10 protein-coding genes are annotated in these 12,550 nt (G+C 70.0%); all 10 read left to right on the top strand.

Annotated features, from left to right (window positions below; translation table 11 throughout):
- Positions 1 to 784: 784 nt before the first annotated feature.
- The 10 genes from HCH03_RS16085 to HCH03_RS16040 all read left to right on the top strand — a co-directional run bounded on the left by HCH03_RS16085 (position 785) and on the right by HCH03_RS16040 (position 12,397).
- Positions 785 to 1,843, top strand: coding sequence for a fumarate hydratase (locus tag HCH03_RS16085; RefSeq protein WP_221690314.1), 1,059 nt, complete (start codon positions 785 to 787; stop codon positions 1,841 to 1,843).
- Positions 1,836 to 2,381: a fumarate hydratase C-terminal domain-containing protein gene (locus HCH03_RS16080; RefSeq protein WP_221690313.1), complete on the top strand. Its 546-nt coding sequence runs from the start codon at positions 1,836 to 1,838 to the stop codon at positions 2,379 to 2,381. The genes HCH03_RS16085 and HCH03_RS16080 overlap by 8 nt, the downstream gene beginning before the upstream one ends.
- 45 nt (positions 2,382 to 2,426) lie before the next feature.
- On the top strand, positions 2,427 to 3,476 hold the full coding sequence (gene tmk / locus HCH03_RS16075) for a dTMP kinase (protein ID WP_221690312.1): 1,050 nt from the start codon (positions 2,427 to 2,429) through the stop codon (positions 3,474 to 3,476).
- Positions 3,477 to 3,479: 3 nt separating this feature from the next.
- On the top strand, positions 3,480 to 4,643 hold the full coding sequence (locus tag HCH03_RS16070) for an ATP-binding protein (protein WP_221690311.1): 1,164 nt from the start codon (positions 3,480 to 3,482) through the stop codon (positions 4,641 to 4,643).
- Positions 4,644 to 4,661: 18 nt separating this feature from the next.
- Entirely contained in the window at positions 4,662 to 6,188 is a 1,527-nt protein-coding gene (locus tag HCH03_RS16065; RefSeq protein ID WP_221690310.1) for a PSP1 domain-containing protein, read from the top strand.
- 423 nt (positions 6,189 to 6,611) lie between these two features.
- Positions 6,612 to 8,072, top strand: coding sequence for a nicotinate phosphoribosyltransferase (locus HCH03_RS16060; RefSeq protein WP_221690309.1), 1,461 nt, complete (start codon positions 6,612 to 6,614; stop codon positions 8,070 to 8,072).
- 57 nt (positions 8,073 to 8,129) lie between these two features.
- Positions 8,130 to 9,032 carry a DegV family protein gene (locus HCH03_RS16055; protein WP_185904744.1) on the top strand — a complete coding sequence of 301 codons (903 nt, stop codon included), beginning with the start codon at positions 8,130 to 8,132 and terminating at the stop codon, positions 9,030 to 9,032.
- Between the two features lie 59 nt (positions 9,033 to 9,091).
- A complete protein-coding gene (locus HCH03_RS16050) occupies positions 9,092 to 10,018 on the top strand; it encodes a DegV family protein (protein ID WP_221690308.1) in 927 nt (308 codons plus the stop codon).
- A 64-nt stretch (positions 10,019 to 10,082) separates the two neighbouring features.
- Positions 10,083 to 11,051 (top strand): NAD(P)-binding domain-containing protein, encoded by a 969-nt coding sequence (locus HCH03_RS16045; RefSeq protein WP_221690307.1) that lies wholly within the window; start codon positions 10,083 to 10,085, stop codon positions 11,049 to 11,051.
- A 392-nt stretch (positions 11,052 to 11,443) separates the two neighbouring features.
- Positions 11,444 to 12,397 carry a radical SAM protein gene (locus HCH03_RS16040; protein WP_221690306.1) on the top strand — a complete coding sequence of 318 codons (954 nt, stop codon included), beginning with the start codon at positions 11,444 to 11,446 and terminating at the stop codon, positions 12,395 to 12,397.
- Positions 12,398 to 12,550: the final 153 nt, after the last annotated feature.

Raw genomic sequence — 12,550 nt, 5'->3', positions numbered from 1 at the left:
AGACGATGCCCAGCCCGTCCGGCCGGACGGGCTGGGTGCCTTTTGCCTATTGACGAATCATCGGTCATATGAAACCAGCATTGCGCACCCGGCCAGATTGTCATCCTGAGCGGAGGCGGCGCGAGCCGCCGGAGTCGAAGGATCCCGTGTGGTGCCAACCGAAAGCGCTACGGCTGGCGCCGCGTGGGATCCTCCGTCCCCGCTCCGCGGGGCCTCCCCGCGCCCGCTCCGCGTGCCCGGGGCCTCGACGGTCCGCCGGACTGCTGAGCGCTCCGCTCGCTCAGAACGACAATGCGCTGGCTTGTGGAATGTCAGCGGTGGCTTGACATAGGGCTTATGGAGACGGGAGGTTTCATGGTCTTCGGGCAGCTCGCGCAGGAAAGCATGCCATCCGCTTCTAAACCAAGTTCGGCATAAGCCCGTTCGTGGCTGCGTGGTGTCAGATCGCCGTCGGGCGCTACGCAAGGGCTTGTCAATGGCGCTTCGACATCAGGGCATGCCGGAATTGCGCAAGAGTCTGCGATGTCTGGCGATGGGGGCAGAAACGTCGTCCTACTCGAAACGGCGCCGTGCGGCATTGCGGACGCCGTTCTTCCGATCTGACGCTTCCCGGCGGAGGCAGACCGGCGAGGTGGAATGCCTACACCGAGCATCAAGCATCAGGGGTTTGCGCGCTTTCGAGCGAATCGCTTGCGCGGCTCTCGTTCTGGAGGACGGGCGAAGGGTTGGACGCGCTTGCGGCATTTCGCTCGGCGGGCGCAGTGCTTGCGCTATAATCTTTGGCATGGAAACCATCATCACGAAATCACAGGTTGCGGACGCCGTCCACGCAGCCATCCCGCGGCTTGCCTGCGAATTGCCGGCCGATATCGCGGCGGGGCTCGAGGCGGCGCGCGCCGCTGAGGACAACCCCCGCGGGCGGGCTGTGCTCGACCAGCTGGTGGAGAACGCGCGCATCGCGCGGGAGGATCGCGTGCCCATCTGCCAGGACACCGGCACGGTGTGGGTGAGCCTGGAGATAGGGCCGGGCGTCCTCGCGGCCGGCGACGTGTTCGCCGACGTGGACGACGCGGTCGCTCGCGCCTACGGCGAGGCGCGCCTGCGCAAGTCGGTGGTGCGCGACGCCGTGCTCGACCGCGCGAACACGGGCGACAACACGCCCGCGTTCTGCGACGTCCACCCGGTGGACGAGCCGGGCGCGGCGCGGCTGCACGTCATGCTGAAGGGCGGCGGCTCGGACAACGCGAGCCGCGTGGTCATGCTGGTGCCGGGCGCCGGCAAGCAGGGCATCGTGGACGAGCTCGTGCGCTGCGTGCGCGAGAAGGGCGCCAACGCCTGCCCGCCGCTCGTGGTGGGCGTCGGCATCGGCTCCACGTTCGACAAGGTGGCCGGCCTCGCGAAGCGGGCGCTCATGCGCCCGGTGGACGAGCCCGCAGTCGACCCGCGCGTGCGGGCGTTGGAGGAGGAGCTGCTCGCGGCGGTGAACGCCACGGGCGTGGGCCCCGGCGGCCTGGGCGGCCGAACGACGGCGCTGGCCGTGCGCGTGGCCACGGCCCCGTGCCACATCGCCGCGCTGCCGCTCGCCATCAACATGGGCTGCTCCGCCATGAGGAGATGCACGGTGGACTTGGCTGCCGAGGAAGGCCTTTGTCATCCTGAGCGCAGCGCGCAGCGCGGAGTCGAAGGATCCCGCGCGGCGTCAGCGTCGAGCGCTGCGGAAGAGGACGGGAGCGTGCCGCTCGATTGCGCGTCTGGCCTGGCGGCCTGCATGGGATCCTTCGACTCCGCTCCCTGCGGTCGCTCCGCTCGGGATGACGAAGGCGAGGGGGTGCGTCGTGGCTAGCGTCGATCCTATCCGCCTGACCCTGCCGTTCGACCGCGACGCGCTGGCCGCCTTGGAGGCGGGCGACGCGTGCCTGCTCACGGGGCCGCTGTACACGCTGCGCGATGCAGGGCACGTGCGCCTCATGGCCGAGCTGGAAGCCGCCGGCGGGCGGCTGCCCTACGGCTTGGACGGCCAAGCCATCTTCTACGCGGGTCCCACGCCCGCGGCTGCCGGTCGCCCGTTCGGCGCGGTCGGGCCCACCACGGCCAGCCGCATGGACTTCGCGGCGCCGGCGCTGCACCGCGCGGGCATCGCGGCCACGGTGGGGAAGGGCCGGCGCAGCGCCGAGGTGCGTGAGGCCTGCGCGGCCACGGGTTCCGTTTATTTCGTGGCGTGCGGCGGGGCTGCGGCCTACCTGGCGAAGTGCGTGGCATCATCGGAGACGGTGGCGTACGACGACCTTGGCACCGAGGCGCTGCGCCGCATCGAGGTGGTGGACTTCCCCGTGTTCGTGGGCGTGGACGTGCGCGGGCGCGACGTGTACGACCTCGTTTGAGCGCGCCGCCTTATCGACGCTGACCGTTAGGATCGAAAAGACACCGTGACGCAGGAATTTCCGGAAAACGATGCCCCTCGCGGCATCTTCATAACGTTCGAGGGCGGCGAGGGCGCCGGCAAGACGACGCACATCCGCTTCCTGTCCGAGAAGCTGCGCGAGCGCGGCCGCGAGGTGGTGTGCCTGCGCGAGCCCGGCGGCACCGGCGTGGGCGAGGAGCTGCGCGCCGTGGTGCTGGATCCGAAGAACGAGAACTTGGCCGACGAGGCCGAGCTGCTCATATACGAGGCGGCCCGCGCGCAGATCGTGGCCGAGGTCATCCGACCGGCGCTCGACCGCGGCGCCGTGGTGCTGTGCGACCGCTTCGCCGACTCCACCGTGGCCTACCAGGTGCACGGGCGCGGCCTGGACGCGGACTTCGTCGAGCGGGCGAACGCCTTCGCCTGCCAGGGCACGGTTCCCGACCGCACCATCCTCATGGTCACGGGCGGCACGGCGAAGACGGGGCTCGCCCGCGCCACGCACCGCAACGGCGCCGACCGGCTGGAGATGGCTGGCGAGGAGTTCCACACGCGCGTGAACGAGGGGTTCCTCGCGCTCGCGCGCGACCACGCCGACCGCGTGCGCGTGGTGCAGTCGGCCTCGAAGAAGTCGAAGACGGCGGCCCGCGTGTTCTGCGAGCTGGCCGACCTGTTCCCCTGGATGGCCGACGTCGCGGACGACCCGGCCTTCTTCGCGGCGCTCGACGTGCGCCGCCCCCGCCCGCAGGGCGCGGGCTCCGGCAACCGCGCGGGCGGCGGCAAGGGCCGATCCGGCGGCAGCCGCGGGGGCCAGGGCGGAAGCGCCCGCGGCAAAGGCAACGGTGGTGGCGGCAGCCGCAACGGCGGCAACGGCAATCGCGGCGGAAGCGGCAGAAGCGACGACCGGGCGGGCAAGTCCGCCGGCAAAGAACGCAAGCCGCAGACGAACAAACCCAGCGGTTCCCCAGGTCGAGCCTCCACGCCGAAGGGTGCCCCTGCGCACGGCGCGGGCAACCCCGGCTCCGAAGGCGCGCCGGACGCCCGCGCCCCGCGCGGCAAGGGCCAGGGGAGGTAGATCATGGCCGACGCATTCGAGGGCATCCTGGGCCAGCCGCAGGTGCGCGAGTTCCTACGCACGAGCGTGGCGAACGGGCGCGTGACGCACGCCTACCTGTTCACGGGTCCTGCCGGCTCGAACAAGACGATGGCGGCCTACGCGCTGGCCCAGGCGCTGCTGTGCCCGAAGGGCCCCCACGGCCCGCGCGGCGGCCAATGCGGCGCCTGCGACACGTGCGGCCGCGTCATGCGCAAGAAGCATCCCGACGTGCGCTACTTCGCGCCCGAGGGCGCGGGCGGCTATCTGGTGGATCAGATCCGCGACATCGCGGCCGACACGGCGCTCGCGCCCATCCAGGCCGACAAGAAGATATACATCCTCGACCGCGTGGACCTGCTGGGCGTGCAGGCCGCCAACGCCTTCCTGAAAACGCTGGAGGAGCCGCCCTCCGACGTGGTGCTCATCCTGCTCGGCCGCACGCGGGAGAGCGTGCTGCCCACCATCGTGTCGCGCTGCCAGGTGGTGCCGTTCCGCCATATCCCGGCCAGCGAGGCCGCCGGCATCCTGGCGCAGAACACGGGCGCGTCGCTGGAGAAGGCCCGCATCGCCATCGAGGCGTGCGACGGCTCCATCACGCGCGGCATCGAGTTCTTGAAGTCCAACGAGCGCCTGGCGTTCCGCGCCCGCGTGCTCGAGGCGCTGGCGCTTTTGCGCAACGCCGACGACTGGGATCTGCTGGGGCAGGCGAGCGAGCTCGTGGTGCTGGCGAAGGCCCCGCTCGACGTCGTGCGCGCCGCCCAGGAGGAGGAGCTGGCCGAGAACGCCGACTTCCTGGCGAAGTCGGCCATACGCCAGATCGAGGCGCGCAACAAGCGCCAGCTCACGGCCAAGAGCTTCGAGTCGCTGCGCCAGCTCACGGCCATCATCCGCTCATGGCTGCGCGACGTGCTGGCCGTGTGCGCCGAAACGCCCGAGCTGGTCATCAACGTGGACGCCCGCGGCGCGATCGAGGATGCCGCCCGTTCCACCGACGAGGCGCGCGCCGCCGCCGCGTTGGCGGCCGTGCGCCGGTGCGACGAGGCCATCTCGTATAATGTATCCCCGGAAACGTGCATCGACGCGCTGCTCTTCGAAACGAGGGACGCGCTGTACCGCCCCCGCCCGCATGGGCGGACGCGCGCATGAGATAGAGAGGTATCGGCAATGGTTCGGATAGCGCCCATCAGGCTCGCTTACAACCCGAAGACGCTCTGGTTCGACCCGGGCGACTTGGAACTGAAGAAGGACGACCCGGTCGTGGTTTCCACGGCGCGCGGCTTGGAGTTCGGCTACTTGGCCGACGACGTGTTCGAGGCCGAAGAGGCCCAGGTGAAGAAGCTGAAGTCCGCGCTCAAGCCCGTGAAGCGGCTCGCGAGCGAAGAGGACGCGGCCCGCGCCGAGGAGATGGAACGCAAAAGCGCCGAGGCGCTGCCCGTGTTCAAGGAGATGGCGGCCGAGGCCAGCGAGGACATGCACCCGGTGTCCGTGGAGTTCTTGCTCGACGGCGACAAGGCCGTGTTCTACTTCGAGGCCGAGGAGCGCGTGGACTTCCGCGAGCTCGTGCGCAAGCTGGCCGCGCACTTCCACGTGCGCATCGACATGCGCCAGATCGGCGTGCGCGACGAGGCCCGCATGGTGGGCGGCCTGGGGCATTGCGGCCAGGAGCTGTGCTGCAAGCGCCTGGGCGGCGAGTTCTGCCCCGTGTCCATCCGCATGGCCAAGGAGCAGGACCTCTCGCTGAACCCTCAGAAGATATCCGGCGTGTGCGGGCGCCTCATGTGCTGCCTGCGCTACGAGTTCGACGCCTACAAGGACTTCAAGAGCCGCGCTCCGAAGCAGAACTCCCAGGTGGAGACGCCGGCGGGCATGGCGAAGGTCGTGGATTTGGACGTGCCGCGCGAAGTGGTGTCGCTCAAGGTGGAGGGCGAGAAGCCCGTGAAGGTGCCGCTGGCGGATTTCGATCCGCCCGAGGAGGGCTCGAACCGCCCGAACCGCGTGGACCAGGAGGCATGGGACGAGGCCACGACGCAGGCCGTGATAGGCGTGGCGGGCGAGAGCTCCATCTTCGCCACCACGCAGCTCACGGGCGCGGACAAGCTGGCCGACCCCACGGCCGTGCGCCGCACGGGCTCGGGCGGCAAGGGCGGCTCGAAGGGCCGCAACGGCTCCGGGAAGAGCTCCGGCGCGGGCTCCGGGTCCGGCTCGGGCGCGCAGGCGGGCGGCGGCGAGTCCCGCAAGCCGCGCAGGCGCCGCTCCACGAAGGTGTCGGCCGATGGCACGGCCCAGCCCGCGACGGTGGAAGAGGGCTCCTCGAAGCGCAAGCCGAAGCAGGGCGGCGAGGCGGCCTCGAACGGCGGCAAGAAGCAGGGCGCCCAGAAGAAGGGTGGCCAGAACGGCGGCAAGAAGGGCCAGGGCGGCCAGGGGGGCGGCCGCAACGGCGCCGCGTCCCCGAACGGAGGCCGCGGAGGATCGGGCCAGGGCGCAGGCAAGAAGCAGGGCGCGAAGGGCGGCCAGGGCCAGGCGAAGCAGGGTCCGCGTCCCGGCCAGAAGTCGTCGGGCCTACGCCAGCAGGGCGGCAGCGCGCCTGCGCAGGGCGGCGCCGCGGCGCCGGGAGGCGACGGCGGCCATCGCCGCGCCCGCCGTCGCAGCCACAAGGCCGGCGGTGCGCAGGGCCCAGGCGGCGAGGGCTGACGGCCTGCGCGACGCCGCCATCTTGGCTGGAGGCTTGTCATCCTGAGCGGAGGCGCGCAGCCGCCAGATCGTCATCCTGAGCGGAGGCGCGCAGCGCCGGAGTCGAAGGATCCCGTGCGGCGACAGCGGGAAGCGCCGCGGCTGTCGCCGCACGGGATCCTTCGACTGTGCTCCCTGCGGTCGCTCCGCTCAGGATGACAGATGGGCAGCCGCGGTCGCTTCGCTCGGGATGACAGACGAGGGGCGATCGCGTTTGCTCTGTGCGGGCGACAGGAGGGCGCCTGCGGTCGCTCCGCTCAGGATGACGGGTGGGACGGTCGTGGTTGCTCTGCGGGGGAGGGACGGGCGGCTGCGGTCGCTCCGCTTGGGTGGCAACGGTGCCGCGGTCGTTCCGTGGCGCGGCTCGAGACAGAGGGAGGACGCATGAACATCGATTACGCGCTGCTCACGGACCTGTACCAGATCACCATGGCGCAGGGCTATTGGGAAAGCGGGAAGGGCGCCACGCAGGCGTGCTTCCACATGTACTTCCGCGACTACCCGTTCAAGGGCGGCTACGCCGTGGCCTGCGGCACGGCGCAACTGGCCGAGCTGGTGGAGGGCTTCGCGTTCTCGGAGGAGGACCGCGCTTACCTGGCCTCGCTCGATGCCCCCGGCGGCGGCAAGCTGTTCAAGCCGGCCTTCCTGGACTTCTTGGCCGACTACCGCCTGTCCGTGGACATCGACGCCGTGCCCGAGGGCACCGTGGTGTTCCCGCACGAGCCGCTCGTGCGCGTAACGGGCCCCATCATGGACTGCCAGCTTATCGAGACGGCGCTTCTGAACTGCGTGAACTTCGAAACGCTCATCGCCACGAAGGCGGCGCGCGTATGCCAGGCGGCCCAGGCCCCTGTGGCGGAGTTCGGCCTGCGCCGCGCCCAAGGGGCGGCGGGCGGCATCTGGGCGAGCCGCGCGGCCGTCGTGGGCGGCTGCTCGTCCACCTCCAACGTGCTGGCGGGCAAGCTGTTCGGCATCCCCGTGTCGGGCACGCACGCGCACTCGTGGGTCATGTCGTTCCCCGACGAGCTCTCCGCCTTCCGCGCCTACGCCGAGGCGTTTCCGAAGAACTGCATCCTGCTCGTGGACACCTACGACGTGGAGCAGGGCGTGAGAAACGCCATCACGGTGGGGCTCGAGATGCGCGAGCGCGGCGAGAAGCTCACCGGCATCCGCATCGACTCGGGCGACCTGGCGTGGCTCGCGAAGATGGCGCGGCGCATGCTGGACGAGGCGGGACTTGACGACTGCGGCATCGTGCTGTCCAACGACCTGGACGAGTTCACCATCCAGTCCATCCGCGACGAGGGGGCGCAGGTGATGTCGTGGGGCGTGGGCACGAAGCTGGCCTGCGCCTTCGACCAGCCCACGCTGGGCGGCGTGTACAAGCTGTCGGCCACGCGCGAGCCGGGCGACAAGGAGTGGACCGACCGCTTGAAGATTTCGGAGTCCATCGGCAAGCTCACCACGCCGGGCGTGCTGGACGTGCGGCGCTACTTCTACTGCGACAGCGGGCGCTTGGCCGGCGACATGGTGTTCGACGTGAACGCGCCGGGCGACGGGAGGCGCGAGCTCATCGTGGACCCCTCCGACGACCTGCGGCAGAAGAACCTCGCCGGGTTGTGCTCCGAGACGCTGCTCAAGCCGCTCGCGCGCGACGGCAGCGTGGTGCTCGACGTCTCCGGCCGCGACGCGCTGGCCGCGCGCGAGCGGGCGCGGACGGGGCTCGCCCTGCTCGACGAGAGCCAGAAGCGCATGCTGAACCCGCACACCTACCCCGTCGGCCTCGAATATGGTCTTTTTGAGCGCCGCCGCGAATTGGTTGCCCGCATGCGCGGCATCGCGTAGTTTAATGTGGTTACGGTTAGCTTGCGCTCCCTGCGCCTAAGCCCAAGGTAAGGTGCCATGATCAAGATACTCACCGATTCGGTAGCGTCCATTCCCGCCGACGTGGCGCGAAAGGCCGGTATCGACATCGTAACGCTGTACGTGAACCGCGACGGCCGGGAACTCGCCGACGCGGACATAGACCTGGACGCGTTCTACGCCGACATCTACGACATGGTGGACGATATCCCCACGTCGAGCCAGCCCTCGCAGCACACGCTGGAGTCGGTGTTCGAGCAGGCGGCGCAGGCCGGCGACGAGGTGCTGGGCATCTTCATCTCCACGGGGCTCTCGGGCGCCTACGAGGGCGCGGTGCGCGCCGCGCGCGCCGTGAAGGCTCGCAACATCGGCTTCTCGTACGCGCTCGTGGATTCCAGCTCGTGCGGCTACGACGAGGCGTGGCCGGTGTTCGACGCCGTCGCCGCGCGCGACGCCGGGCAGGACTTGGAAGGCTGCACGCGGGCCGCGCTCAAGGGCATCGAGTCCACGCGCTTCCTGTTCACGCCCGAGACGCTCACGTTCTTGCAGAAGGGCGGCCGCATCGGGGGCGCCGCGGCGCTGCTGGGCAACCTCATACAGCTGTCGCCCGTGCTCACCGTGTCCGACGGGGAGGCGACGACGCTCGCGAAGGTGCGCACGCGCAAGAAGGCGCTGGAGAAGATCGTGGCCACGTTCAAAGACGACGTGGAGCGCCACGGCCTGAAGAACATGGTCGTGCACTACATCGGCGACAAGGCCCCTGCCGTGCAATGGGCCCGCGAGGTGGTGGAGCCGCTGGTCGGGCGCACCGTGCAGGTGCTGCCCGTGAGCCCGGTCATCGGCCTGCACGTGGGCCCGGCCGTGGGCATCGCCTACGAGTGCGCCAGCGCCCTTGCCGGCAAGCTCACGAAGCCGGTGCGCTCGCGCCTGTGCACGTCGTGAGCGCGCCCGCGAGGCGCGAGCAGACCGACCGCGTACTTCCGAAGGAGACTGACGACCCCATGCCGCATTCCTGCAACCTCATCATCGACTCGTGCTGCGATCTGCCGTTCGAGGTGGTGGATCGCGACGGGGTGGAGCTCATCGAGTTCCCCTACGTCATGAGCGACGGCGAGCATGCCGACGACCTGTACCGCGCCACGTCGGCGCACGACTTCTACCAGGCCATGCGCGACGGCGAGGAGCCCACGACGGCGCAGGTTCCCGTGCCGGTGTTCCGCGCGGCCTTCGAGCGCGCGGTGGAAAGCGGCGTGCCCACCGTGTACCTGAGCTTCTCCAGCGGGCTGTCCGGCAGCTTCGACGCGGCCGTGCTCGTGCGCGAGCAGATCATGGCCGACCACCCCGATGCGGAGCTGTACCTGGTGGACACGCGCTTGGCGTCGGTGGCCGAGGGGCTGCTGGTGTACGAGGCGCTGCGCCAGCGCGACAAGGGGCTTTCGGCCCGGGAGCTGGCGAAGTGGGCCGAGGAGGCGCGCTTCTTCGTGGACGCCGAGTTCATGGTGGAGGATCTGGAATCGCTGCGCCGCGGCGGGCGCATTCCCGGTTCGGTGGCCTACGCGGGCTCGAAGCTCGACGTGAAGCCCATGCTCACCATCGGGCTGGACGGCAAGCTGTCGCTGGCCGGTGTGGCGCGCGGGCGCAAGAAGGGCGTGAAGCAGCTGGCGGAGTACTATCAGAAGCGCGTGGCGGAGACCCATCCCGGCCAGTGCGTGGTGGTGGCGACGGCCGACTGCCCGAAGGACGCGGAGCGCCTGAAAGAGGCGCTGTCGAAGATAGACGATTCCATCCTGTTTCTTGAGAGCAGCGTGGGCCCTGTGATAGGCTCGCATGTGGGTCCCGGCATGATAGCCTTGGTGTTCTGGGGCAACGACAAGCGCGAGGACATGTCGGTGGCCGACCGCATAGCCCGCAAGGTCAAGCAGGGGTAGGCGCGCCGCACGGCGCAGACGACGCAACGATACGATTACGAGCGCCCGGAAAGGGGCCATGTTCATGGACAAGCGGTATGCATACATCGGAAACGACGCCGTCGGCGCGATAGTTCGGGAGCGCTTGGGCGAGGCGGGTTACGCGCGCACGGACGACGTGGCGAGCGCTGCGGTCGTCGTGACGTACTGCACGTCGCAGACCGCGCTCGAGGACGCGTACTTCGACGAGGAGGGCGTCGTGCAGGCGGCGCGGCCGCACACGGTGCTCGTGGACCTGTCGGCGTCCACGCCCAGCTTCGCGCGCGAGCTGAACGCCGTCGCCATCGTGAGCGACCTGGCGGCCGTCGAGGCCCCGCTCGTGGTGGCCGATCCGGTGTCCTCCGACGCGCTGGGCCGGGACAACCTCATGTGCCTCGTGGGCGGCGAGGAGGATGACGTCGCGGCCGCGCTGCCCGTGCTCGAGGCGCTGGCGGGCACCGTGCAGGAAACGGGCGGATCGGGCTCGGCCCAGCTGGCGCGCGCCGCCTACACGCTGCAGACCGCGGCGCAGATCATGTCGGCCATCGAGGCCGACGCGCTCTACCGGGCCATCCAACGCTCGGCGAACTCGTTCGGCTCGTCGTTCGGGCGCGCCGGTGCCACGACGCCCGAGGCCGAGCAGGTTCTGTCCGCGGTGAACGAGGGGCGCTTCGACGGAGCCTACACGGTGGAGATGCTCATGGCCGAGCTCTCGGCCGCGCTCATGGCGGCCGACGACGTGGACCTCATCCTGCCGCAGGCCGAGGCGTGCATGCACCTGCTGGAGCTGTTGGCCGTGATCGGCGGCGCCGACAAGGCGCCCTCCGCGCTGGCCCTGGTGTACGGCGAGGAGGCAGCCTGCGCGGAGAACGGCCTTGACTGGACGCGCGCCGAGCAGGCGTACGGCCCCCAGGACGAGGATGACGAGTACGGCTTCGACGAAGGGTTCGACGACGGCTGCGGCCACGACCACGGCGACTATCCCTCCGGTTTCGGCGCGTACTCGGCGAACTAGGTTCGCAGAGGTCGATCGGGACGCCTTCCGGCCAGCTCGGCCGAGTTGTCTGCGAGCCGTTCCCTCCGTCGGCCTCTTTCTGCGGGCTGCCCGTAGGGGCGCTCTCCAGAGCGCCCGCTCGCGCGAAGCGCGAGAACGAGGCCCTCGGTTGCTTTTCCGGTTTGCGCAAAAACGGGGTCGCGCAAAAAGCCGTCGAACCGCGCGTTCTCGCGACCGCATCGTAGGGCAAGGGCTCTGCCCTTGCAGTCGACCTGCGAAAACGTTCCTTGTTGAGCGGCAAGGGCAGAGCCCTTGCCCTACGAAGAGGGATCCGACGGCGCTTTCGATACGATCCTCTCGGCCAACCGGCCGGATTGTCCGGGACGGTTTTGCATGAGGAAGGACGGAGTTTCATGAACGACCTGCTGCCTGCTTCCTGCGACTTGTGCCCGCGCGCGTGCGGGGCGAACCGGGCGGCGGGGGAGCGCGGGACGTGCGGGGCGGACGATTCGCTCGTGGTGGCGCGCGCGGCGCTGCACTTCTGGGAAGAGCCTCCCATCAGCGGCGAGCGCGGCAGCGGCACCGTGTTCTTCGCCCACTGCCCGCTTAAGTGCTGCTACTGCCAAAACGCCGTGATAGCCGCCGGCGAGGCGGGGCGCGCCGTGAGCGTCGAGCGCCTCGCGGAGATGTGCCTGGAACTCCAAGCGCAGGGTGCGCTCAACGTGAACTTCGTCACTCCCACGCACTACGCGCCGCAGGCGCGCGCCGCCGTGGGCATCGCCCGCGAACGCGGCCTTGTGCTGCCGGTGGTGTGGAACACCTCGGGCTACGAGACGGTGGCTGCCGTGCGCGCCAACGCGGACGCGGTGGACGCGTACCTCACCGACTTCAAGTACGCCGACGCCGCGCTGGCGGCGCGCTACTCGCATGCGCCGGACTACCCCGAGGTGGCCCTCGCGGCTCTCAACGAGATGGTGCGAAGCACGGGACCCGTGGTGTTCGACGAGGTGGACGGCGAGCCGCGCCTCGTGCGTGGCACGGTGGTGCGCCACCTCATGCTGCCGGACGCGTTGGAGGACTCGAAGCGCGTCGTGCGCTTGGTTCACGAGCGCTACGGAGCCGACGTGCGGTTGTCGCTCATGAACCAGTACACGCCCGTGCTGGCCGACGCTGCCGCTTCGGGCGACGAGCGCGCCCGCGCGGCGTTGCGCCGCTGTCCCGAGCTGGCGCACCGCGTGCCCGACGACGATTACGAGCGCCTGCTCGACTACGCCGACGAACTGGGCGTGGAGGACTACTTCTGGCAAGAGGGCGGTGCCGCCGAGGAGAGCTTCATCCCCCCGTTCGACCTCACGGGAGTCCTGTAGGTTCCGCGGGTTGCGGGTTCCGGCGGCTTACAGCCGCCGGAACCCCTCGACGCTGCGACCCGCCCTCGCACCCGACCTCGCGGCGATCCCGCGGACTCGCGTACCGAAGTACGCGTCGCCCGCGCGATCCCCACGATCTCGGGCACGAGGGCG

Source organism: Gordonibacter massiliensis (ex Traore et al. 2017) (assembly GCF_019731765.1).
Taxonomy (GTDB): domain Bacteria; phylum Actinomycetota; class Coriobacteriia; order Coriobacteriales; family Eggerthellaceae; genus Gordonibacter; species Gordonibacter massiliensis.
This window is presented reverse-complemented; position numbering and strand designations above follow the sequence as displayed.

Bases quoted from the DNA above. Each gene is read 5' to 3' on its own strand.
- HCH03_RS16085 (WP_221690314.1), top strand. From the start codon at position 785: ATGGAAACCATCATCACGAAATCACAGGTTGCGGACGCCGTCCACGCA.
- HCH03_RS16070 (WP_221690311.1), top strand. From the start codon at position 3,480: ATGGCCGACGCATTCGAGGGCATCCTGGGCCAGCCGCAGGTGCGCGAG.
- HCH03_RS16065 (WP_221690310.1), top strand. From the start codon at position 4,662: ATGGTTCGGATAGCGCCCATCAGGCTCGCTTACAACCCGAAGACGCTC.
- HCH03_RS16060 (WP_221690309.1), top strand. From the start codon at position 6,612: ATGAACATCGATTACGCGCTGCTCACGGACCTGTACCAGATCACCATG.
- HCH03_RS16055 (WP_185904744.1), top strand. From the start codon at position 8,130: ATGATCAAGATACTCACCGATTCGGTAGCGTCCATTCCCGCCGACGTG.
- HCH03_RS16050 (WP_221690308.1), top strand. From the start codon at position 9,092: ATGCCGCATTCCTGCAACCTCATCATCGACTCGTGCTGCGATCTGCCG.
- HCH03_RS16045 (WP_221690307.1), top strand. From the start codon at position 10,083: ATGGACAAGCGGTATGCATACATCGGAAACGACGCCGTCGGCGCGATA.
- HCH03_RS16040 (WP_221690306.1), top strand. From the start codon at position 11,444: ATGAACGACCTGCTGCCTGCTTCCTGCGACTTGTGCCCGCGCGCGTGC.